22 protein-coding genes, 1 tRNA gene and 1 pseudogene are annotated in these 21,643 nt (G+C 72.9%); 15 read left to right on the forward strand and 9 right to left on the reverse strand.

Going from position 1 to position 21,643, the window contains the following annotated elements; translation table 11 throughout:
* Positions 1-193: 193 nt before the first annotated feature.
* The 4 genes from BKE41_RS24250 to BKE41_RS24265 all read left to right on the forward strand — a co-directional run bounded on the left by BKE41_RS24250 (position 194) and on the right by BKE41_RS24265 (position 4,332).
* A complete protein-coding gene (locus BKE41_RS24250; protein ID WP_024828675.1) occupies positions 194-745 on the forward strand; it encodes an N-acetyltransferase in 552 nt (183 codons plus the stop codon).
* Between the two features lie 259 nt (positions 746-1,004).
* On the forward strand, positions 1,005-2,018 hold the full coding sequence (dgcN, locus tag BKE41_RS24255) for an N-acetyltransferase DgcN (RefSeq protein WP_012321576.1): 1,014 nt from the start codon (positions 1,005-1,007) through the stop codon (positions 2,016-2,018).
* A gap of 1 nt (position 2,019) precedes the next feature.
* Positions 2,020-3,003, forward strand: coding sequence for an N-acetyl-D-Glu racemase DgcA (dgcA, locus tag BKE41_RS24260; RefSeq protein ID WP_024828674.1), 984 nt, complete (start codon positions 2,020-2,022; stop codon positions 3,001-3,003).
* A 279-nt stretch (positions 3,004-3,282) separates the two neighbouring features.
* Positions 3,283-4,332 (forward strand): 2-dehydropantoate 2-reductase N-terminal domain-containing protein, encoded by a 1,050-nt coding sequence (locus tag BKE41_RS24265; protein WP_012321578.1) that lies wholly within the window; start codon positions 3,283-3,285, stop codon positions 4,330-4,332.
* A 164-nt stretch (positions 4,333-4,496) separates the two neighbouring features.
* On the opposite strand, the gene BKE41_RS24270 is transcribed toward BKE41_RS24265, so the two are convergent.
* Entirely contained in the window at positions 4,497-4,835 is a 339-nt protein-coding gene (locus BKE41_RS24270; protein WP_012321579.1) for a DUF1491 family protein, read from the reverse strand.
* Positions 4,836-5,165: 330 nt separating this feature from the next.
* Between BKE41_RS24270 and BKE41_RS24275 the strand changes: the two genes are divergently transcribed.
* Positions 5,166-5,456 carry a hypothetical protein gene (locus BKE41_RS24275; protein ID WP_012321580.1) on the forward strand — a complete coding sequence of 97 codons (291 nt, stop codon included), beginning with the start codon at positions 5,166-5,168 and terminating at the stop codon, positions 5,454-5,456.
* A 74-nt stretch (positions 5,457-5,530) separates the two neighbouring features.
* Here the strand turns inward: BKE41_RS24275 and BKE41_RS24280 are convergent, their stop codons facing one another.
* Positions 5,531-6,292, reverse strand: coding sequence for a peptidoglycan-binding domain-containing protein (locus tag BKE41_RS24280; RefSeq protein ID WP_071000748.1), 762 nt, complete (start codon positions 6,290-6,292; stop codon positions 5,531-5,533).
* 26 nt (positions 6,293-6,318) lie between these two features.
* Complete coding sequence (locus BKE41_RS24285; protein WP_106427862.1) at positions 6,319-8,202, reverse strand: PAS domain-containing sensor histidine kinase; 1,884 nt, start codon at positions 8,200-8,202, stop codon at positions 6,319-6,321.
* 261 nt (positions 8,203-8,463) lie between these two features.
* On the opposite strand from BKE41_RS24285, the gene BKE41_RS24290 reads away from it, so the two are divergent.
* Positions 8,464-8,817, forward strand: a complete 354-nt coding sequence (locus BKE41_RS24290) for a hypothetical protein (RefSeq protein WP_012321583.1) — start codon at positions 8,464-8,466, stop codon at positions 8,815-8,817.
* A gap of 11 nt (positions 8,818-8,828) precedes the next feature.
* Here the strand turns inward: BKE41_RS24290 and BKE41_RS24295 are convergent, their stop codons facing one another.
* From BKE41_RS24295 to BKE41_RS24305, 3 genes are all read right to left on the reverse strand, one after another.
* The gene (locus tag BKE41_RS24295) at positions 8,829-9,959 is read right to left on the reverse strand and encodes a DUF2336 domain-containing protein (RefSeq protein ID WP_012321584.1); all 1,131 of its coding nucleotides are present in this window, start codon (positions 9,957-9,959) and stop codon (positions 8,829-8,831) included.
* Between the two features lie 136 nt (positions 9,960-10,095).
* Positions 10,096-10,452 carry a hypothetical protein gene (locus tag BKE41_RS24300; protein WP_012321585.1) on the reverse strand — a complete coding sequence of 119 codons (357 nt, stop codon included), beginning with the start codon at positions 10,450-10,452 and terminating at the stop codon, positions 10,096-10,098.
* A 69-nt stretch (positions 10,453-10,521) separates the two neighbouring features.
* Positions 10,522-10,983 carry a GNAT family N-acetyltransferase gene (locus tag BKE41_RS24305; protein ID WP_043074674.1) on the reverse strand — a complete coding sequence of 154 codons (462 nt, stop codon included), beginning with the start codon at positions 10,981-10,983 and terminating at the stop codon, positions 10,522-10,524.
* Between the two features lie 285 nt (positions 10,984-11,268).
* On the opposite strand from BKE41_RS24305, the gene BKE41_RS24310 reads away from it, so the two are divergent.
* Positions 11,269-11,463 (forward strand): hypothetical protein, encoded by a 195-nt coding sequence (locus BKE41_RS24310; RefSeq protein WP_012321587.1) that lies wholly within the window; start codon positions 11,269-11,271, stop codon positions 11,461-11,463.
* An 81-nt stretch (positions 11,464-11,544) separates the two neighbouring features.
* Here the strand turns inward: BKE41_RS24310 and BKE41_RS24315 are convergent, their stop codons facing one another.
* On the reverse strand, positions 11,545-12,054 hold the full coding sequence (locus BKE41_RS24315; RefSeq protein WP_012321588.1) for a MucR family transcriptional regulator: 510 nt from the start codon (positions 12,052-12,054) through the stop codon (positions 11,545-11,547).
* A gap of 437 nt (positions 12,055-12,491) precedes the next feature.
* Between BKE41_RS24315 and BKE41_RS24320 the strand changes: the two genes are divergently transcribed.
* From BKE41_RS24320 to BKE41_RS24340, 6 genes and pseudogenes are all read left to right on the forward strand, one after another.
* Positions 12,492-12,905: a PaaI family thioesterase gene (locus tag BKE41_RS24320; RefSeq protein ID WP_012321589.1), complete on the forward strand. Its 414-nt coding sequence runs from the start codon at positions 12,492-12,494 to the stop codon at positions 12,903-12,905.
* 102 nt (positions 12,906-13,007) lie between these two features.
* Positions 13,008-13,940, forward strand: a complete 933-nt coding sequence (gene hemF / locus BKE41_RS24325) for an oxygen-dependent coproporphyrinogen oxidase (protein ID WP_024828669.1) — start codon at positions 13,008-13,010, stop codon at positions 13,938-13,940.
* Positions 13,937-15,055 carry an ATP-dependent RecD-like DNA helicase gene (locus BKE41_RS24330; protein ID WP_071000197.1) on the forward strand — a complete coding sequence of 373 codons (1,119 nt, stop codon included), beginning with the start codon at positions 13,937-13,939 and terminating at the stop codon, positions 15,053-15,055. Before hemF ends, BKE41_RS24330 begins: the two co-directional genes overlap by 4 nt.
* Positions 15,056-15,136: 81 nt before the next feature.
* A tRNA-Ser gene (locus BKE41_RS24335) sits at positions 15,137-15,226 on the forward strand.
* A 57-nt stretch (positions 15,227-15,283) separates the two neighbouring features.
* Positions 15,284-15,404: pseudogene (locus BKE41_RS30905) on the forward strand (IS110 family transposase); the annotation flags it as partial.
* A gap of 376 nt (positions 15,405-15,780) precedes the next feature.
* Entirely contained in the window at positions 15,781-17,286 is a 1,506-nt protein-coding gene (locus tag BKE41_RS24340; RefSeq protein ID WP_071000198.1) for a PLP-dependent aminotransferase family protein, read from the forward strand.
* Here the strand turns inward: BKE41_RS24340 and BKE41_RS24345 are convergent.
* Positions 17,260-18,015 carry a sulfite exporter TauE/SafE family protein gene (locus BKE41_RS24345; RefSeq protein ID WP_012321668.1) on the reverse strand — a complete coding sequence of 252 codons (756 nt, stop codon included), beginning with the start codon at positions 18,013-18,015 and terminating at the stop codon, positions 17,260-17,262. The genes BKE41_RS24340 and BKE41_RS24345 overlap by 27 nt on opposite strands.
* Before the next feature lie 22 nt (positions 18,016-18,037).
* Positions 18,038-19,558 carry an aldehyde dehydrogenase family protein gene (locus BKE41_RS24350; RefSeq protein ID WP_053620595.1) on the reverse strand — a complete coding sequence of 507 codons (1,521 nt, stop codon included), beginning with the start codon at positions 19,556-19,558 and terminating at the stop codon, positions 18,038-18,040.
* A gap of 283 nt (positions 19,559-19,841) precedes the next feature.
* Between BKE41_RS24350 and BKE41_RS24355 the strand changes: the two genes are divergently transcribed.
* Positions 19,842-20,240, forward strand: coding sequence for a nuclear transport factor 2 family protein (locus BKE41_RS24355; RefSeq protein WP_024828596.1), 399 nt, complete (start codon positions 19,842-19,844; stop codon positions 20,238-20,240).
* Between the two features lie 18 nt (positions 20,241-20,258).
* Positions 20,259-21,641, forward strand: a complete 1,383-nt coding sequence (locus tag BKE41_RS24360) for an FAD-binding oxidoreductase (RefSeq protein WP_041372817.1) — start codon at positions 20,259-20,261, stop codon at positions 21,639-21,641.
* Positions 21,642-21,643 lie beyond the last annotated feature (2 nt).

Genomic DNA, 21,643 nt, shown 5'->3' on the forward strand with positions numbered 1-21,643 from the left:
TCCTTCCGAGACTGCTCCCGGCGGGTGACAGGCGGCAGGAGGCGGACGCACGGATCCCGTGCGTCTGGAACCACCCTGCGGTCACGCTGCGTTAAGGGCCGCTGCCGTTTCTCCGGAAGCGGCGGCCAGCCCTGATCGCTCGTCGAGACGATCCATCGCTTCTCCCGCTTGCCGGCCCGGGGAGGGCACAGCCATGATCGAGATCCGCGCGGAGCACCTTCACGACGTCCCGGCGCGCGAGCGCCTGCTCGACGCGTGCTTTCCCGGCAATCGACGCGCCAAGACCTCGGAGCGCCTGCGCGAGGGCCGGCTGCCGGCCCGCGGCCTCGCCTTCGCGGCGACCCGGGCGGGGCGCCTCGTCGGCACCCTGCGGCTGTGGCACGTCGAGGCCGGGCTCGCCCGCCCGGCGCTGCTGCTCGGCCCGCTCGCCGTCGATCCGGCGATCCAGGGGCAGGGGCTCGGCTCGGTGATGATGCAGGCGGCGCTCGGCCGTGCCGAATCCCTCGGCCACGGCGCCGTGCTGCTGGTCGGCGACGCGCCCTACTACGCCCGCTTCGGCTTCGACCGGGCGCTCGCGGACGGCCTGACCCTGCCGGGACCGTTCGAGCGCGCGCGCTTCCTCGGTCTGGAGCTGCGCGCGGGGGCGCTGGCGGGCGCCGCGGGGATGGTCCGGGCGACCGGCGTGCTGTCGCCGGCGGGCGCGGTGGCCAACGAGGCGGGGGTGGCGCGACGACGCGCCGCCTGAGCGGGATCGACAGGCGCCGAAAGCCTGAGGCGACGACCGCGCCGTCCCTGCGAGCGCCGCGAAGCTATCCGGGGCAGCGCGGTCCCCGAGCGCCGCGAATGCCCGGGTCACCTCGCTGCGCCCGCGACGACGGTGTGCAGGCCAGGCATGTTGGGGATGCGGCCGCATCTGCGCGCCTGGCCGGCCTCGTGCATTGCGCCGGGCGCCCGCGATCCCGCATAGACGGTCCGCCGGCCTCCCGGAGAAGGTTGCTCGACCGATGCAGATCGCCACGCCCTACCTGATGTTCCTGGGCGACGTGCCCGACACGCTGGCGGCGAAGACCGCCTACGGGATCAAGGACTGGCGCCCCGAGTGGTGCGTCGGCCAGATGCGCCTGCCCGGCTGCGCCGCCGATCTCGGCATCCCCGACATGACCCTGGCCGAGGCCCTGGCGAAGGGCTGCCGGACCCTGGTGATCGGCGTCGTCAACGCCGGCGGCGTGCTGCCGGACCACTGGGTGAAGGAGATCGTCGCGGCGATCGAGGCCGGGCTCGACGTGGCGAGCGGCCTGCACGTCAAGCTCGGCACGGTCCCGGCCATCGCCGAGGCCGCGGCACGGCGCGGCCGCCAGCTCCACGACGTCCGCCACACCGACGAGCGCTTCCCCACCGGCAAGGGCACCAAGCGGGCCGGGCGGCGCCTGCTCACCGTCGGCACCGACTGCTCCGTCGGCAAGAAGTACACCGTGCTGGCCCTGGAGCGCGGCATGCGCGCGCGCGGCCTGGACGCCGATTTCCGCGCCACCGGCCAGACCGGCGTGTTCATCTCCGGCCGGGGCGTCGCCATCGACGCCGTCGTGGCCGACTTCATCTCCGGCGCCGTCGAGACGATCGCGCCCGAAGCCGCCCCGAACCACTGGGACCTGATCGAGGGCCAGGGCTCGCTCTACCACCCGTCCTTCGCGGGCGTGAGCCTCGGCCTGCTCCACGGCGCGCAGGCCGACGCCTTCGTGGTCTGCCACGAGCCGACCCGCACCAACATGCGCGGCGTGAAGCACCCGCTGCCGACCATCCGGCAGGTGATCGACCTCACCGTGCAGCTCGGCAGCCTGACCAACCCGGCGATCCGGCCGGTCGGCATCGCGGTGAACACACAGGCGCTCGCCGAGGGCGAGGCGCGGGCCCTCCTCGACAAGCTCGCGTCCGAGCACGGCCTGCCCGCCACCGACCCGGTGCGCTTCGGCGTCGACGGGCTGGTCGACCGGATCGTCGCCGACTTCCCGGAGGCCTGACATGGCGCGCCGCCTGACCCTCGCCGTCGAGCGCTTTCCCATCGCCGGCGCCTTCACGATCTCGCGCGGCAGCCGCACCGAGATCGCCGTCGTGGTGGCGACGATCGCGGACGGCGACGCGGTCGGGCGCGGCGAGTGCGTGCCCTATCCGCGCTACGGCGAGAGCGTCGAGAGCGTCAGCGCCCTGATCGAGGGCCAGGCAGAGGCGATCGCCGCCGGGATCGAGCGGGACGCGCTCATGGCCCGCATGAAGGCGGGCGCCGCGCGCAACGCCCTCGACTGCGCGCTGTTCGACCTCGAGGCGAAGCGCCAGGGCCGCCCCGCCTGGGAGATCGCGGGTCTCGCCGAGCCCCGGCCGGCGATCACCGCCTACACGCTGAGCCTCGGCACGCCGGAGAGCATGGCGGAGGCCGCCCGCAAGGCCGCCCACCGGCCGCTGCTCAAGGTCAAGCTCGGCGGGGACGGCGATCCGGAGCGCATCGCCGCGGTGCGGGCCGGCGCGCCGGAATCCCGGCTGATCGTCGACGCCAACGAGGCGTGGCGGCCCGAGAACGTCGAGGCCAACCTCGCGGCCTGCCTGAAGGCGGGCGTCGCGCTGATCGAGCAGCCGCTGCCGGCCGACGCCGATGCCCTGCTGGCCGAGATCCCCCACCCGGTGCCGGTCTGCGCCGACGAGAGCCTGCACGACCGTGCCGGACTCGACGCGCTGGCCGGGCGCTACGACGCGATCAACATCAAGCTCGACAAGACCGGCGGCCTGACCGAGGCGGTGCTCCTCGCCCGCGAGGCGCGGGCCCGGGGGCTCTCGATCATGGTCGGCTGCATGCTCGGCACCTCGCTGGGCATGGCGCCGGCGGCACTGCTCGCCAACGCCGCGGAGTTCGTCGACCTCGACGGACCGCTGCTGCTGGCCCGCGACCGTGACCCGCCGCTGCGCTACGAGGGCAGCCTGATGCACCCGCCGACGCCGGAGCTCTGGGGCTAGGGCACGCGGGCGGAGCGGTCGCCGTCCGCGGTCCGAGACCGCCCAGCGCGAGATCTCGGAGGCTCGGCCCTGTGGAGATCCCAGGTGCGGACGATAGGGATCGCCCCGCCTGTCACCGGCGGGGCCTCACAAAGGGTTTGGGATTAGGTATACCAGAAGGCTTGCCTTCCTCTCGCCCGGCTGCCATCCATCGCGTGTGCGCTCGGGGCGTGGCGTGGACGCGCTGTTCCCAGCAGCCAGACAACACACAGCAAGTCTTCAATGCTGGGGAGGAAAGACGTGGCCAGAAACATCCTGATCCTGGGGGCCTCCTACGGCTCGCTCCTGGGGACCAAGCTCCTGATGGCCGGTCACAACGTGACCCTGGTGTGCCGGCGGAAGACCGCGGACCTGATCAACCGCGAGGGGACCGAGGTCCGCATCAAGCTGCGCGACGAGAAGGAGCACCGGGCGATCCACTCACGCGATCTGCCCGGCAAGGTCGACGCGATGCCGCCGGAAGAGGTCGACGTGTCGCGCTACGACCTCGTCGGCCTCGCCATGCAGGAGCCGCAGTACAACAACCACACGATCCGCGTCCTGATGATCAAGATCGCGGCGGCGAGGCTGCCGTGCCTGTCGATCATGAACATGCCGCCGCTGCCCTACCTCAAGCGGATCCCGGCGCTCGCCGCCATGGACCTCGAGGATGCCTACACCAATGCCGGCGTGTGGGACCGGTTCGAGCCGGGGCTGGTGTCGCTCTGCTCCCCCGATCCGCAGGCCTTCCGGCCGCCGGAGGAGGAGGCGAACGTCCTCCACGTCGGCCTGCCGACGAATTTCAAGGCCGCGACCTTCGCGGACGAGGCCCACAACCGGCTGCTCCGGGAGCTGGAGGCCGACATCGACGCCGTGCGCCTCGACGGGCACGACGTGCCGGTGAAGCTCAAGGTGTTCGACTCGCTGTTCGTGCCGCTCGCCAAGTGGTCGATGCTGCTCACCGGCAATTACCGCTGCATCACCCCGGGCGAGCCGCAATCGATCCACGACGCCGTCCACGGCGACCTGGCGCGCTCGCGGGCGATCTACGACCACGTCGACGGCATCGCCCGGAAGCTCGGCGCCGACCCGGCCGACCAAGTGCCGTTCGAGAAGTACGCTAAGGCCGCCGAGAGCCTGCTGAAGCCGTCCTCGGCGGCGCGGGCGGTGGCGAACGGCGCGCCCTACATCGAGCGGGTCGACCTGCTGGTGAAGCTGATCTCGCACCAGCTCGGCGAGCCGAACGCCGAGATCGACCGCACCGTCGAGACCGTCGATCGCAAGCTCGACGAGCGCATCATCGAGGGCTGATCGGCCCCGTCACTGTCACGCGGTGCGGAGCGCCGCGCGGCGTTTGCTGTGCTCTCGTCTTCACGAGCGGGGCGAAGTGATCCCAGGGCGGCGCGCCGTCGGTCGGCGTGGCGCCTCCGGGTCGCTTCGCTCTCGCTCGCAGAGACGGTCGGCGCGCCTTCACCTTACTCCGCCAGATCCAGGAAATGCCGCCCCTGGCGGTCGTCGATCTCGATGATCCAGAGATCGGAATCGAACCGGATCTCCTTGGTCAGGCGCTCCTCCACGTCGAGCGGGCTGCCGCCGGTGACGATCGCGGTGAAACGGCGGTCGCCGCTCTCCTCGGCCTCGAACAGGGCCTGCGGCGCCGGTCCGTAGAGATCGGCGCTGCCGTCGAGGCGGTCGACCTTCACGAAGATCGCGCCCGCCTCCGCGGACCCGCGCCGGCGCAGCACGGCCGGGATGCCCGCGACGTCCAGGCGCCGCAGATGGGCCGAGACCCAGAAATCGGAGCGCAGGCGCATGCGTCTGTAGCCCTGTGAACCTCGGCTCGCCGCGGGAGGCGGTCCGACGCGGCGGTCGTCCCTCGAACCCCGCGGGCTCGGAGCGGTGCGGCCTCCGCCATGCGCGAAAGCGCCGGCGCGGGCAAGCGCGGGCCAGCGCGGACGCGCCGCGTCGGCCATCTGGCATGAACGCTTCAGCGCGCAAAATATTCCGTCAGAAAAACCAGTATTCTTCGGGATTAAAAAAGGATTGATCCGTGTGCGTCAGCGCACATCTACAGTATTTTTTGCTGATTAACTGAGCAAAGGGCGCCCGAATTCGCAGTTCACGATGATTCAAGGAGCACTCCGATGCGGAGAATGACCTCGCGCGCGACGCTGATCGTCGCCTGCCTGTGCGGTGTTGTGCCGTCGGCCCACGCCCGTCCGGAGACGCTCATGGATTTACTGGGCAACCGCGACTCCACGTCCTGCCCGCGCTACCAGCGGACCCCGAGCGATGCCTGCAACATCGTCGTGCATCGGCCCGGCGGTAATCCCACGCAGGACATGACCGGATCGATCGGCCACGCGAAGTCCTGGCAGGCCAATGGCGGCCCGCGCTGCAAGACGATCTGCCGGTTCACCGGCACGCAGTACTGAGGGGCGGCGCACCGACTTGTCGCGACGATCGGCACCCGCGCCGCCCCTCCGGCGCGGGTTGCCGCCGGGTCTCGCTAGCCGTGGCCCGCCCGCGCCACCAGTTCGCGCAGGGTCCGGCCGGTCGCCTCTCCGGTCACCGGCAGCTTGGCGCCGCGCTCGAACTTCTCGATCGCCGCGCGGGTGCCGGGGCCCATCGCGCCGTCGGGCTTCACCGCGTAGCCGAGCTTCGACAGCGCCTTCTGGGCGCGCAGCACCGGATCGCCGTCCTTCTCGGGCTTGGCCGCCTTCGCGTCCTTCGTGTCCTTCGTGTCCTTCGCGTCCTTCGCGTCCTTCGTGTCCTTCGGGGTCGGCTTGGCGGCCGGCCGGACCGGCGACGCCTTCGGGGTGACCGAGGCGGTGGTCTCCTCGGACCGGATCAGCTCGCCGATCGCGTCCCGGGCCGCCGGCTTGGCTTGGAGCGGTGCGGCGGCACGGTCGGCCTCGACGACGCGCACCGGCTCCCGGGCCGGTTCCCGGGCGGGTTCCCGGGTGGCCTCCTTGGCGGCCGGCGCCGCCTCGCGGGGGGCGGGCGCTTTCTGGGCGAGCTTCGGCAGGATCGGCGCCGGGTGGCGCCCGGTCTGGTAGCCGAGGGCGTTGACGCAGACGAAGCCCGCCGCGCCGAGGGCGACGAGGCTGCCGAGAACGGTGCCCGGACTGGTGCGGCAGGTGGCGCCCGTCGCCTTCAGCGCGCCGACGAGCACGGCGCGCCAGTCGCCCTGGACCGCGGCGCGGCGCGGCGCGGACCGGCGGGCGCGGCCGGGTTCGCCCGGTACGGTGATCTCGCGGTAGCCTGACATCATGTCTCCTTCCGGGGATCTTCGGGTCAGCCGGTGCGGCGCAGGACCGGCTCGGCCGGGGCCGCGGCGGGGCCCGGCTCCGCGTCGAACAGGCCGAGCGGCAGGCGCACCACGCGGCGCGGCGCCGGGGCGCCCCGCACGGCCGTGCGGATCGGGGCCGGGCCGTGCGCGGTCGCGGGGGCCTGGCAGACGAGGGGCAGGGTGACGGTCACCACGGTCCCGGCCTGCGGGGCGCTCTCGATCAGCAGGGAGCCGCCGTGGAGGCCGACGAGGCCCTGGACCACCGACAGGCCGAGGCCGGTGCCCTCGTGCTGCCGCTTGTAGCCGCCGCTCCCGGCCTGGAAGAACGGGGTGCCGAGCTTGGGCAGGTCGTCCGCGCCGATGCCGACGCCGGTATCGGCCACGACGATGTCCAGGCTGCCCGCGCCGCGCCGCAGGGAGAGGTCGATGCGGCCGCCCGACGGGGTGAACTTCACGGCGTTCGAGATGAGGTTGATCAGGACCTGCCGGCAGGCGGCGGGATCGGCCGTGATCTCCACCGGTCCCGACGGGGCGGCGGTGAGGGCGACGCCGGCGGCGTCGGCCTTCAGCCGCATCAGGTCGCAGCAGCCCCGGAGCAGGTCCGCGACGTCGAAGGTCTCGGGCGCGCAGTCGAAGTTGCCGCTCTGGATCCGGCTCATGTCGAGCAGCGTGTTGACGACGCCGAGCAGGTGGTGGCCGGAGGCGCCGATGATGCCGGCATATTCCCGCGCCTGGACCGGCCCGAGGCTGACGGCGCCTTCGCCCGCCAGGACCTCGGAGAAGCCGATGATCGCGTTGAGCGGCGTGCGCAACTCGTGGGTGACGTTGGCCAGGAACCGGCCCTTGATCGCGTCGGCCCGCTCGGCCTCGGCGCGGGCGCGCTCCAGTTCCGCGGCGTGCCGGTGGTGCTCGGTCATGTCGCGGGTGACCGCCACGACCGCCATGGCGGCGTCGTGCGGGCCGTGCTCGATCCGGTGGGCGCGCATCTCGGCGTAGATCAGGCTCGCGCCGTCGGCGCGGCCGGTCTCGGGCTCGACGTGCAGGCGCAGGGGCAGCGTCGCGGGGCGCCCGGTCGCGGCGACGTCGCTCACCGCCTTGAGGAAGGCCGGACGGTCGGCGACGTGGACGCGCTCCAGCAGGCCGTGGCCGCGCAGCCGGGCCGGGTCGCTGCCGAGGAGCCGCACGGCCGAGACCGAGGCCTCCAGGACGCGGCCGTTGCGGTCGTGCCAGGTCACGAGGTCGTCGATCGCCGAGAGCAGCAGCCGGTCGCGGGCCTCGTTGTCGCGCAGCCGCTCGCGCCAGACGCCCTCGTTGCGCATGTGCTCCAGGGCCTGGGCGGCGACGTGGCCGATCGCCGTGATCGCGAAGGCCGGCAGGGCGATCGCGGCCGAGATGTCCATGACCGGCAGGGAGCCGGCCCAGGCCCCGAGGGCCACCACGGCCAGCACGCCGAGGACCGCCATCGCGGCGGCCGCGATCGTCGCGCGGAGCGAGCCGGAGACCAGCGCCTCCAGGGGGATCGCCACGAGCCAGACCGCGGCGGGCGAGGTGACGCCGCCGGTGACGCCCGCCAGGGCGACGACGAGGCCGGTCAGGCCCGCCGACGAGACCGCGTGGGCGACCCAGAGGGAGCCGGTGCGGGTGAGGAGGACGGCGGCGAGGACCGGCAGCAGCAGGCTCGCGATCGCCAGGACCTCGAAGCCCGACGGCACCCCCCGCCAGAGCAGGTAGGGCGGCAGCCCGGCCATCATCACGGCGCCGGTCGCCAGCCGCGACACCAGGAAGCGCTGGTGGCGCGCGCGGGCGGCCGGATTGTCGGCCACGGATTCGTGGACGAGACCCGCGAGCCGGTCGTCGATCAGAGACGTCAGGACAGTCTTGATGGTCAAGGTTGGCACGCGTCGCGCTGGCTGCGTTCCCGCATCCGTCGCGCCTCCGGTTCGACTTCGAACGACTACCGGACGGTCGCAGAGCCGGCTTAAACGAGTGTTGCGGGACTTGTCCGAATGGTCGGGATGCTTTCCGCGAGGTAACCAGCCGATCGCGAACAAGCTTCGTTCACCATCGTGCGGGAAAGCTCGGGTTGGTAGAGGCCCGGTTCACGAAATCCGTCGAATGCTTCGCGCGATCTCGAGCGGAGGAACCGTCTCATGACCGTCCTGCTGCGCGCCGCGCTGGTGATCGGCGTGCTCTCCTACTTCGCCATGCTTCGCACCGGCGCGGATCCGGCCGCGGAGGCCCGTAAGCTCGCCGGGGCGGTCCCGAGCGCCCAGGCGGTCGTGCCGGCCGCCCTCGAGGCGGTCCCGCCCGAGACCCGGGACCGGGCGGTGCGCGCCGTGCTGGCCCGCGGCCTGATGGCGGAGCTGAGCCGCCGCGCCGCGGAGGCGCCGCCCTCGAACGACACCCTGCAGGAGACCGACCGGCAGCCCGCTTGGCGGGGCGCCGAGCCGCAGAGCGATCCGAAGAGTGGTCCGAAGGGCGATCTCCGGACCGAGCCGCGCTGACGGCCGGCCGGTCAGGCCGGCTCCCCGCCGCTCGCCGTCCGGGCCCGCGCCGGCACGGGCGGCCGCTGCGCGGCGACGCGCTCGGCGCCCTGGCGCAGCTTGGCCTCCGGGCCGTGCGCCGGCTGGTGGGCCTCGCTCCGCCCGCGCTCGGCCAGCGGCCGGTCGAGGATCGCGGCGATCAGGTCCCGGGAGGCGGGGCGGCTCACGGTGCGGAACAGCCGGACGAGGTCGGCCACGCGCTCGGCCGAGCGAGCCACCCCTTGGTTGAGGGTCAGGAAGATGTAGACCGCTTCCTCCTCGTGCAGGCCGGCGGCCCGCAGGCCGAGGGTCAGCAGATCGTAGCGGGCGCTCGCGTCGGCGACCACCGTCAGGAAATCGCGGGGCAGGCCGAGTCCGTCGGCCAGCGCCGCCATGAAGGCCGGCACGTCGCGGGCCGCGGACAGGCCGGTCAGGGTCTCGCCGAGGCCGCGGGGCGGCGGCGGGCAGGGGCGCAGGGCGGCGGTCGCCTCCACGGCCCGGCCGATCACCGTGCGGCGCATCGGGTCGGCGTGCAGGTACAGGGGCACGAGGTCGGCGGCCGACACGTCGGGCCGGACCAGCAGCAGCCGGGCGAGGTCGGGGGCGCCGCGGCCGCGATCCACGAGCCGCGACAGGGCCGCGCCCCGCAGGGTGTGGCCGAGATTGGCCGCCAGCGCGCGGTCGATCTCGGGGCGGCCCTCGCGGGACAGCTCGTCCACCGCCTCCCGGCTCAGCCCGGCCCGGGCGGCGATGCGGGCGGCGATGTCCGACCCCTCGGCCAGGGCCGCCTCGATCAGGCGGTGGCTCAGGGTCGGGGCCAGCTCCACCACCGCGTCGCGGGCGCCGCCGCCGCGCAGGGCGAGCGCCTCCAGCACCGCGGGTGGTGTCTCGGGGCAGGGGGCCAGCTTGCGGGCCACGACCCGGGCGGTCTCCTCGTCCACCGTCGGGATCAGGCCGCAGGCCAGGGACTCGAAGATCTCGATCTCGGTCCGGTCCCGGGCCGCGGCCCGGACGAACAGGTCCGTCTGAACCCGGAGGATCACCGGCTTGAGATCGAGATTCTCGATGCGCGACAGTTCGAGGAGCCCGGACAGGTCCGGCGGAGCATCGACGGATGGGGGCATGGAGGATCGGTTACGCAAGACTGCAGTAAGGTCACGCTAACCGCATCGACGTGAATCGACCTTTAAGCCGCCTCCGCCGCGACCGTGCCGTCCTGCGCCAGGATGGCACCGGCCCGGTTCCGCCCCGGCCCCGCCGTCAGCGCGTCAGCCAGAGCACGAGGCCGAGCCCCACGGCGGCCGCGACGATGAGGCCGGCGTAGAGCGGCAGGACCCAGGGCTGCCGCTGGTGCGGGTAGCCCTGGGCCACCCGCTCCGAGGGCGCCCGCTCGTTCTGCCGGGCGATCCGGACCTCCCGGGGCGTCGGCGGCGTCCCGCCGGCCTCCTCGCAGGTCCCGAGCGGGGCCGCGCCGATATCCATGTGCGGGGTCTTGTCGGCGGTGCGGCCGCTGTCGATGTCGCCCTTGAGCTGCGCGGCGGTCGGCGCCTCGGAATCCGGCGGCGGATCGACGGGCAGGTTCGCGGGGGGCGGCGGGGTCTCGGATCGCAGCGTCATCGGGGGGCTCCACTCTCCGAGATCAACGCCCAGTGAGCCGTGTCGGCTTCGGCCAGGATGTCGCGGATCTCACCCGTCCCCGGCGCCCCGCTTCAGCAGCGGCCGCGCGAGCATCGTCCCTTCTGCGGCGAAGCCGGCGGCGGCGCAGAAGGCGCGCAGGGCCTCCTGGTCCGGCCCCGCGGCCAGGAGCAGCCGGTCGCAGCCCGCCTGCCGCGCCGCCCGGCCGGCCGCCTTCAGCAGGACCCGTCCGATGCCGCGGCGGCGGGACTCGGCGGCGACCGCGAGGCCGGTGATCAGGCCGAAGGGCCGCGGCGCGTCGAGGGTCCGCACGGGGGCGACGGCGATGACGCCGCTCGGCGGTCCCCATTCCACGGCGACGAGGGCGCTGCCGCCGCCCCGCTGCAGGGCTTCGAGCCGGGCCGCGAGGTCGGCGGCACCGACCGAGACCCCCGCCTCGCCCAGCAGGGCCGCGAGGCCCGCGGCATCGGCCCCCGCGGCGGCGCGGATCTCCAGCCCGTAGCGATTGCCCAAATCCCGCTCCCGATCGGCCTGTCCGGCCGTTCAACGCATCGCGACGCCTCTCGGCGCCTCGCGGTGCCTCTCAGCATGGCGCGGCGTGTCTCCGCCCGGGTGTGTCGATCATCGGGCATTCCGTCGCCGATGCCGGAGGCCCGTCGGGCGCGTCCGCTCCGACAGCGCCGACCTCCCGGATCTCCCCTCCGGCCAGCCCGATCAAGCCGGCGCGATCGCCCTGGGCGGAACGCGGAGGGCCGTCCGCGCTTTGCCCTCCGGTCGTCGGGTCGGGGAGCGCGCAGCATGGCGGGGCGGGTGACGGATCGATTCCCCGAGGCGGAGGCCGATCAGGCGCGGCCGGAGCCCGCGCCGGTGCCCGAGCGGCCGGTGCCGCGGCCCGGGAGGACCGAGGCGGAGGCCGAGCCGGACGAGCGGCACAGGGCCGAGACGGAGATCGCCGCGGGCGACGTGGCCGACGACCTCGCCGACTTCGCGTAACGGACCGACGCGCGGGGCGCGCGCCGGCCGGTATCCACGAGCCCCGGGCGGGTGCCGGGCTCGGGCCTGCGTCGGGCGGCCTCAGGCCGTCTCTTTGGCCTTGCGGGAGCGGCTGGCGCGCTTCGGCTTCTCGGTCGCCTCCGCGACGGGCTCGGGAGCCGGCGCCGGAGCGGCGGACTTGCGGCGCTGCTGGCCGAGGCCGAGGCTGCGGGCGAGTTCCGAGCGCTGGGCCGAGTAGCTCGCGGCCGTCGACGGATAGTCGCGCGGCAGCCCGAAGCGCTCGCGATACTGCTCGATCGTCAGGCCGTTGCGCGACAGGTGCCGCTTCAGTGTCTTGTACGGCTTGCCGTCGATGAACGAGATCAGGGCGTCCGGTGTCACAGACTTGCGGATCTGGGCCGGCGTCGGCTTGTCGGCCGTCTCGGTGACGGCCGCCGCGGGGGCGGACAGCTTCGTCAGCGCGGCGTGAACGCCGGCGAGCAGACCGGGCAATTCGCTGATCGGCACGGAGTTGTTCGAGACGTACGCCGAGACGATGTCGGACGCCTGCTCGATAAAGGTCTGCTGCTGCTCAGTGGCGTTGTCGTCCATCGATGATTCCCTCTATCCGACCGTGGTGAGACGGTTCTAACGTCTGTGCAGCAAAATCAAGTCGTCGTCGAGCATTTCCCTACACAATGCCCCCGCCATGAACACGCATATTATTCAAACCGAGGGTCGAGCTGAAATCGACGGTGGAGCAAACCGACACCCCGGAGCCGAGGTTGGATGAGACCGGGCTACGCGGACGGGCATCGATTATGCCTTCTGCCGCGATCTCGCCGCCGGCTTCCTCTGCGAAGATCCGTCTCCGGTCAGATGAGAGGCGCAGAACTTCACGCGGGGGCCCGCCGGGACGGCCCGTGAGCCGGTCGGGGCGGGACGAACGTTTCGGCCCGACTGTCACGTGATCTGCGGCGGTCCGGTCATGGCCTCGGGGGCGGCCGGGCGGTAAGGAGCCGGGCGGGGCAGGAGCCGGGGCGATCGACGTGGACCAGCAATCGGAACCGGGCACCGTCTTCGGCGCCACCATCCCGTTCGTGGATTACTGCGGGATCGAGGCGCTCGACGTCCGCGCGGGCCGGACGCGGCTGCGCCTCCCCCTGCGACCGGAGCACGCCAACAACCTCGGCATCGCCCATGGCGGCGCGCTCTGCACCCTGCTCGACGTCGCCCTCGGGACGGCGGCGCGGCTGCGGGCGGGGCGCCCCGTGGTGACCCTCGACATGCAGACCCGCTTCCTCGCGCCCGGCCGCGGCGTCCTGACGGCCGAGGGACGGGTCACCCGGGCCGGGCGGTCGGTGATCTTCTGCGAGGCCGAGATCCGCGACGAGGCCGGGGAACTGGTGGCGACCGCCACGGGGCTGCTCAAGCCCGTCGGCGAGCGGTCGGCGCCCGCGTAGGGCGGCGGTCCGCGGCCGGGAGGCCGGCGCGGGAGGCCGGCGCGGTCACGCGGGGTCGCGACCGCATTGACGTGCGCCCGGCAGGGTGGAAAAGCCTGTGCCATGACGATGCCGGACGACGCGCGCGCAGCCCTGGCTGCGCCTCCCTCCGAGGCCGACGTGACGGCCATGAAGTCCGAGGCCGCGGCGTGGTTCGAGACGCTGCGCGACCGGATCGTCGCCGCCTTGGAGACCCTCGAGGCGGAGGCGGCGGGTCCGTTCCACCCCGACGCGCCCGAGGCCCCGGGGACGTTCGAGAAGACGCCGTGGAACCGGACCGACCATACCGGGCGGCCGGGCGGCGGCGGCGTCATGGCGATGCTGCGGGGCCGCGTCTTCGAGAAGGCCGGCGTGCACATCTCGACGGTGCACGGCGAGTTCGCGCCGGAATTCCGCGCCCAGATGCCCGGCGCCGCCGAGGATCCGCGCTTCTTCGCCACCGGCATCTCGCTGATCGCCCATCCGTGGAACCCGCACGTGCCGACGGTGCACATGAACACCCGGTTCGTCGCCACGACGCGGGCGTGGTTCGGGGGCGGGGCCGATCTGACGCCGGTGCTCGACCGGCGCCGCACGCAGGACGATCCCGACAGCCGCCACTTCCACGCCTGCCTGGAGCGGGCCTGCGCGGCGCACGGCATCGATCACGCCCGCTACAAGGCGTGGTGCGACGAGTACTTTCACCTCAAGCACCGGAACGAGCCGCGCGGCATCGGCGGGATCTTCTACGATTACCTCTGGAGCGGGACGCCGCAGGCCGACCTCGCGTACACCCGCGACGTGGGCCAGGCCTTCCTGGAGGCCTACCCGAAAATCGTGCGCGACAATCTCGGCACGCCCTGGACCGAGGCGGACCGCCACGAGCAGCAGGTGCGGCGGGGCCGCTACGTGGAGTTCAACCTGCTCTACGACCGGGGCACGATCTTCGGCCTGAAGACGGGCGGCAACGTCGCCTCCATCCTCTCCTCGATGCCGCCGACTGTGCGCTGGCCGTGAGTGCGGGTCTGCCGGCCGCCTACGCGCCGCAGCAGGACGCGGCGCTGAAGGCGATCGCCGCGTGGCGGCGGGACGGGAGATCGCAGGTGTTCCGGCTGTTCGGCTATGCCGGCACCGGCAAGACGACGCTCGCCCGCCGCATCGCCGAGGACGTCGACGGCACGGTGGTCTACGGGGCCTTCACCGGCAAGGCGGCCTCGGTGATGCGCCAGAAGGGCTGCTACGACGCCGCCACGATCCACTCGCTGATCTACCGCACCAAGGAGGCGGAGGAGGGCGGGCCCACCTTCACGCTGAACCGGTCGGGCCCGGCCGCCAAGGCGGACCTGATCATCATCGACGAGTGCTCGATGGTCGATTCCGACCTCGGCAACGATCTCCTGTCCTTCGAGCGGCCGGTCCTCGTTCTGGGCGACCCGGCGCAGCTGCCGCCGGTGCGCGGCGGCGGCTTCTTCACCGAGGCGGAGCCCGACGTGATGCTCACCGAGGTCCACCGGCAGGCCAAGGACGACCCGATCGTCCGCATGGCGATGACGGTGCGCGAGGGCGGCCGGCTGGAGCTCGGCAGCTACGGGCAGAGCCGGATCGTGTCACGCCGCGCCCTGGATCCGGCCGAGGTGCTCGAGTGCGACCAGGTTCTGGTCGGTCTGAACAAGACCCGCCGCCTCTACAATGCCCGGCTCCGGGAACTCGCGGGCCACACGGACCCGATGCCGGCGATCGGCGAGAAGCTGGTCTGCCTGCGCAACGACCGGGTGAAGGGCTTGCTCAACGGCTCGACCTGGACCGTGCAGGCCCTGCGCGCGCCGCCGCGTCCGGACCTGATCCGCCTCGACGTGGTGCCGGAGGACGACCCGGCGCTCCGCCGGAAGCCCACCGACATCAAGGTGCTGCGCGCGATGATCTCCGGCACGGACGAGGAGATCCCGCTGTTCCTGCGACGCGAGACGGACGAGTTCACCTACGGCTACGCGCTGACGGTGCACAAGGCACAGGGGTCGCAGTGGGATCGGGTGACGCTGTTCGACGAATCCTACGCGTTCCGCGAGCACCGGGCGCGCTGGCTCTACACCGGCCTGACCCGCGCCGCGCAGGCGATCACCGTGGTGGTCTGAGCTGGCGCCGGCGCGCGACGTCTCGCTTGTGAAGCCGGACCGCGCGTGCTACGCACCGCCCGTCTCATCGAGGCACCTTGCGGAGAGGTGGCAGAGCGGTTGAATGCACCGCACTCGAAATGCGGCATGCCTGCAAGGGCATCGGGGGTTCGAATCCCCCCCTCTCCGCCACACCAGTCCCTAGAGGGATCACCCTCGGGCGCGTGCCGAATTCGCGGACCGTCGCAGCAGCTCACCCGACTGGAGACGGCGTTGCTGGCCTGGCATCGTCTCGGCGACCGCGCTGGCCGCCTCGGTGAGCGAGCCCGAGCGCTGCCGCTCCGGTCGGCAGTTCGCGGCCTCGTGCGGCACCTGCCGCGGACCTGCGGCCGCGGCCGCCTGGCAGCAGGACGAGGAGGTTCTTCCCGGTCGCGAGGACGATGAGCGTCGATGGCGCATCGGTCAGACCGGGAGCCGGGATACCCCGCGTAAGGTCTCGGACGTCGTAGCCCGCGAAGCAGAGCGGGGCCCAGCTCGCGAAGACCGTGAGGGCCAGCGGTCAACACGAGCGACTGCATGGACAGGCCGGACACAGGACTGCACCCGACCCACGCGCCAGAAGCTCTGTTCGCCAGCGGCGATGCGGGAGCCATCCACACAGGGCTCCGCGAGGAGAGGAGCCGATCCTGAAGCGCTGGCGCCATCCTTGCCTTGGGTGACCCGTCCCCGAGCAGGAGCCGGATGTCATGGCTATCACAGATCATGCCCTCGCTTGGACGCAGCTGTTTGGCGAGCTTGACCGGAGCGGCTTGGCGCTACACCTGCAGATCCGCCGGGCGATCGTGACGGCCATCGAACGGGGGCTGTTCACCGCGGAGGCCCGGCTGCCTTCGACGCGCCAGCTGGCGTCCCTGCTCGGTGTCGCCCGCAACACAGTGGTGAACGCGTATCAGCAGCTCATCGACGAGGGTTTCCTGGTCGCTCACGAGCGCAGCGGGATCTTCCTGGCGCCGGATCTGACCGTCTCCGAAACACGCGGCCCGTCCCACGGACGGACGATCGCGTGGTCGCGGCGCTTCGCGGTCCGGCCCGCGCAGCTGCGGCAGATCACCAAGCCCCGGGACTGGCTCGACTATCCCTATCCCTTCCTGTTCGGCCAGTTCGATCCGTCCCTGTTCCCGGCCAACGACTGGCGCGAGAGTGTGCGGGCAGCCTCCGGGGTGTCCGAGATCAACGCCTGGGCGGGCGACCTGATCGACGAGGACGATGCCGATCTCGTGGAGCAGCTTCGCCTGCAGGTGCTGCCGCGGCGGGGCATCTTCGCGAGCGCCGACGAGGTGATGGTCACCATCGGCTCGCAGCAGGCGCTCTCGCTGCTGATCCAGCTGCTGGTCGGCCGCGACACGCCGGTGGGCGTCGAGGACCCGAGCTATCCCGATACCCGCAACATGCTGACCCTCGCCACCGACGACCTCGCGGCGCTCGCCATCGACCGGCACGGGGTCGTGCCCGATGCCGCCTTCGCCAGCCGGAACGTGGCGTTCGTCACCGTGGGGCATCAGTGCCCGACCACCGCGGTGATGCCGCTGGAGCGGCGCCGTGCCCTCCTCGAGGCCGCGCGGCGCCACGACGTCGTCCTGGTCGAGGACGATTACGAGGCCGACCTCGCCCTGGCGGACGAGATCCCGTCCCTCAAGAGCCTCGATGCGGACGGCCGCGTGATCTATGTCGGCAGCTTCTCGAAGGTGCTCGCCCCGGGCCTGCGGGTCGGCTACGTGGTGGCGCCCCGGGCCGTGATCGCGGAGCTGCGCGTGCTGCGGCGGCTGATGCTGCGCCACCCGCCGTCGAACAATCAGCGCGCCACCGCGATGTTCGTGGCGCTCGGGCATTACCGCACGCATCTGCGCCGGACCGCCGGCGTGCTGGAGGAGCGCGCCGTCCGGATCGCCGGTCTGCTGCCCCGCCTCTTGCCCGCGTTCCGCTGGCGGCGCGACCCGGGGGCCACGAGCTTCTGGGTGGAGGGGCCTGCCGACCTCGATGCCCGGGATCTCAGCGTGCGCGCCCGCGCCCGCGGCGTCCTGATCGAGCCGGGCGATATCTTCTACGCCGATCCGGAGGCCGGCCGGGCCTGCTTCCGCCTGGGCTTCGCCTCGATCCGCACCGACCGGATCGAGGCGGGCCTCACCCGCCTCGCGGAGCTGGTCACGCCGGCCGAAATCCCCGCGTCACAGGGGATGGCCGAGCAGGTCTGAGACCGCCTGCACCGCGCTCGTGACGGCGACGGTGCAGAGCAGCAGGATCGACAGGGCTCGATGACCCCGTCCGGCACCGAGCCTGAGAACCGCTTCGCCGAGCCGGCTGCCGGCGACGATGAGCGGAATGCCGACCATCACCGGGAGCACCAGGGAGGCCCCGAAGAGCCCGGCGGTCGCGAGGCTGACGGCGCTGGCGATCGACGTCGCCAGGAAGAATACCAGCAGCGAGGCGCGCCCCTGCTGCGGCGAGAGCGGCGTCGCGAGATAGTAGGCGACCACGGGCGGACCCGGCATCGCCGCGAGCCCGTTGCACAGGCCGGCGGCCAGCCCGACCGCCAGGGTCGCGCCGCCGCGCGGGAGCCCGGCGAAGCGAAAGCCGCGCAGGAGAGCGACGGTCCCGCAGCCGCAGACCAGCGCGATGCCGAGCCGGGCGACGTCCGGGCTCGCCGCAGCCAGCGCGGCGACGCCGAGCGGCGATCCGACCACCGTGCCGGCGACGAGCCAGCCGAGCGACGGCCAATGGCAGGTTCGGCGCGCCCGCGGCAGGTCGGACAGGCTCGCGCAGAACTGGAGGGCGACGGCGAGCGGGACGCACTGGCTCGGCGGCAGCGTGAAGCCGAGCAGCGGCACGGCAGCCAGGGCGAACCCGAAGCCCGTGAAGCCGCGGATGAGCGCCGCGGCGAAGATTGCGGCGGCGATCGCGATCAGGGTTGCCGGTTCAGCCATCGGTAGAGCGGGCGCCACCGCCCTAGCGCATGTCGACCACGATGGTCTTCTTGCGGGTGAAGTGCTCCAGCATCGACTCCAGGGAGGCCTCCTTGCCGAGGCCAGACTTCTTGAATCCGCCGTAGCTGAGGTTCGGCTGGATCGTCAGGTTCTGGTTGACTTGCACATAGCCGGCATCCAGCGCGTGCGACACCCGCAGCGCCCGGCGCAGGTCCCGGGTCCACACCGTCGCGGCGAGGCCGAATTCCCCCGCATTCGCGGCCTCCAGGACGTCGTCCTCGTCGGAGAACGGGACGATGCAGGCGACCGGTCCGAAGATCTCGTCGCGCATGAGCGGGCTGTCCTCGGTCAGACCGGTGAACAGGACCGGCTCGACGAACAGGCCCGCGGCGAGATCCGGCGCGGCCGGCAGGTGCCCGCAGCGCACGGCCCGCGCGCCCGGCGTCGCCTCGCCCCGGGCGATGTAGTCCATGATCTTGGCGCGCTGCCGGGCGTTGATCACGGTGCCGATGTCGGTAGCCTCCTCCAGGGGATCGCCCATCCGGAGATTCGAGACGGCGGCGGCCAGCCGCTCGACGAACCGGTCGTGCAGCTCAGCGTCGACGTAGATCCGGCTCGAGGCGGTGCAGCTCTGGCCCTGTCGGGTGAAGCGCATCCCGGCGACCGCGCCCGCGACGGCCCGGTCGAGGTCCGCGTCCGCGAAGACCAGCATCGGGCTCTTGCCGCCGAGCTCCAGGCTCACCGGGATCAGCTTGTCGGCGGCCTCGCGGTAGATCGCCTCGCCCACCGCCTGCGAGCCCGTGAAGGTGACCTTGGCGACGTCGGGGTGCCGGACCAGCGGCGCCCCGCAGGCGGGACCGGTGCCGCAGATCACGTTGAGGACTCCGGGCGGCAGGAGATCGGCCAGGAGGCGCGCCGCCTCGATCGTCGCGAAGGGAGCCTCCTCGGAGGCCTTCACCACCACGGTATTCCCGGCGACCAGGGCCGGACCGATCTTGAGCGCCATCAGCACGAGGGGCACGTTCCAAGGCAGGATCGCCGCCACCACGCCGAGGGGCTCGCGCGTGGTCAGCGCGAGCATGTCAGGGCTGAAGGGCAGCGTCTCGCCCTTCAGCTCCGTGGCGAGACCGCCGAACATCGCGAGGATATCGGCCGCGGTGGCGATCTCGGGGCGACACTCGGTGCGGATCGCCTTGCCGGTCTCGGCGGCGAGCAGGGGGGCGAGATCCGGGGACGCCGCCGCGATCCGGCGCCCGCCCTCGGCCACCAACCGCCCGCGCTCGCGGGCCGGAACCCGCGCCCAGGCCTGTCCGGCAGCTCGGGCGGCCGCGACCGCCGCCTGGACGTCCGCCGGGCCGGCCGCGGGCGCCTGGGCCAGGGCGCGCCCGGTGGCCGGATCGAGGACGGTGAGGCAGGCTCCGTCCACCGGGCCGACCAGCGCGTTCCCGACGAGGTGGCGCCCGGCGAGGGCGGCCAGGAGGTCACGCACGCCCTGGGGGAGGCGCGCGCGGCCACCCGCCAGGCTCTCGGATTCATTCGACATGGGCGGCTCGCTCGCGGTCGGACTGGGGCGTCCGGGCGTCGATACGAGCGCCCCGGGCGTCGCGACAGGTCCAGGCGGTGGCGAGTGAGCGGGCCAGGCGCAGCCCGGTGTCCTCGGGCTCCGGCCGACCGGACCCGCTCCGCCGCTCCTGTCGGGCGCCTCGGCTGACCCGCCAACTGGATGCGTCGTTGGCATCCGTCTGGACCTCGTCGGGCGGACGGCGGCGGCGCTAGGTCGTGGCGGACGATGGCCGCCTGCGGGCGCGCAAGGGGAGCGCAGTGCGATGACTGAAGCGACGACCGAGGCGGAGCGCCACGCCCTCCTGGAGCGCCTGTTCGCGGCCTTCAACCGCCACGACGCCGACGGCGTCATGGCCTGCTTCACGCCGGGGGTCGTGTTCGACACGGCAGCCGGACCGGAGGCGCACGGCCGCCGGCTGACCGGCCAGGACGCGGTTCGGGCGGCCTTCGTGGCGGTGTGGACCGACATGCCGGACGTGGCCTGGACGGTGTCGCGCCACACGCTGGCCGGGGAGCGGGCCACGTCGGAATGGCTGTTCACCGGCACCCGGGCCGACGGTGGCCGGGTGGCCGTGGAGGGCGTCGACCTGTTCGTGTTCGAGGGCCGGCTGATCGCCCGCAAGAGCGCCTTCCGCAAGGACCGCCCGGTCCAGGCGGCCTGAGGGAGGCGGATCGTGAGCCTGACCCCCGATCCCGTTCCGAGCCCGACCGGCGCGCCCTACGATCCGACCTACGACCCGCTGACCAGCGTCACCCCGGGGACGGACCGCGCCTACGCGCCGACCTACTGGGTGGCCACCGCCGGCCCGCCGCCGGCGGATGACGGCCCGATCACGGGGGACGTCGACGCGGACGTGGTGATCGTCGGCTCGGGCTTCACCGGCCTGTCCTGCGCCCTCAGCCTCGCCCGGGACCACGGCATCAAGGCCACCGTGCTGGAGGCCAACCGGGTCGCCTGGGGCTGCAGCACCCGCAATGGCGGCCAGGGCCAGAACGCCTCGGGCCGGCTCAGCCGCTCGCAGTGGATCGCCCGCTACGGCCGCGAGACCGCGCTCCGGCTCCACGCCGAGATCCTGGAGGGCTTCGCGTATTTCACCGGCCTCGTGCGCGAATTCGACCCCGATCCCCAGCCCGGCGGCCACATCTACGTCGCCCATCGGCCCCGCACCTTCGCCAAGCTCTCGGCCGAGTCCGAGGTGGCCAACACGGTCTTCGGCTACCGCACCCGGATGCTCGGCGCGGACGAGCTGCGCCGCGACTGGATGGACGAGGCCGGGGCCGTCGGCGCGCTCCACGAGCCGCTGGGGATCGGCATCCATCCGGCCAAGTTCGCCTTCGGTTACCTCCGGGCCGCGCGGGCGGCCGGGGCCAAGGTCCATCCGGCCAGTCCGGTGCTCGGGATCGACCGCGACGGCGGCGGTTTCCGGGTGCGGACGCCCCACGGGACCGTGCGGGCCCGCGCGGTGGCGATCGCCACCGGCGGCTATACCAGCCAGGGGCTGCACCCGCGCCTGCGCAGCCGGATCATGCCGATCCTGTCGAATTCCCTGGTCACGCGGCCCCTGACCGCCGACGAGATCGCGGCGACGCTGCGCACCACCACCTTCGTCACCGACACGCGCACCCTGCGGTTCTACTATCGCCGGCTCCCCGACGGCCGGGTGCAGATCGGCAGCCGCAGCGCGATCACGGGGGCGGACGCGACCCATCCGCGCCATCTGCGCCTGCTGGTCGATGGCCTGCACCAGAAGTTCCCGGCCCTCGCGGGGATCGAGATCGACTATTCGTGGTGGGGCTGGGTCGATGTCAGCCACGACATGATGCCCCGCATCGTCCAGCCCGAACCGGGCGAGCCCCTGTTCTACGCCCTGGGCTACGGCGGCAACGGCGTCTCGTTCTCGGCCCAGGCCGGCCGCCGGCTCGCCGGGCTGGTGGCCGGGCGCAGGCCCGCGGGCCTGCCGATCTTCGAGGGCGCGCTGCCGGGCCACCCGTTCGCCCCGTTCCGGCGGATCGGGCAGCGGATGCTGTATCGCTGGTACCACCACCGCGACGAGGCGGCCTGAGC

Origin of the sequence: Methylobacterium sp. C1 (assembly GCF_001854385.1) — a bacterium.
GTDB lineage: Bacteria > Pseudomonadota > Alphaproteobacteria > Rhizobiales > Beijerinckiaceae > Methylobacterium > Methylobacterium radiotolerans.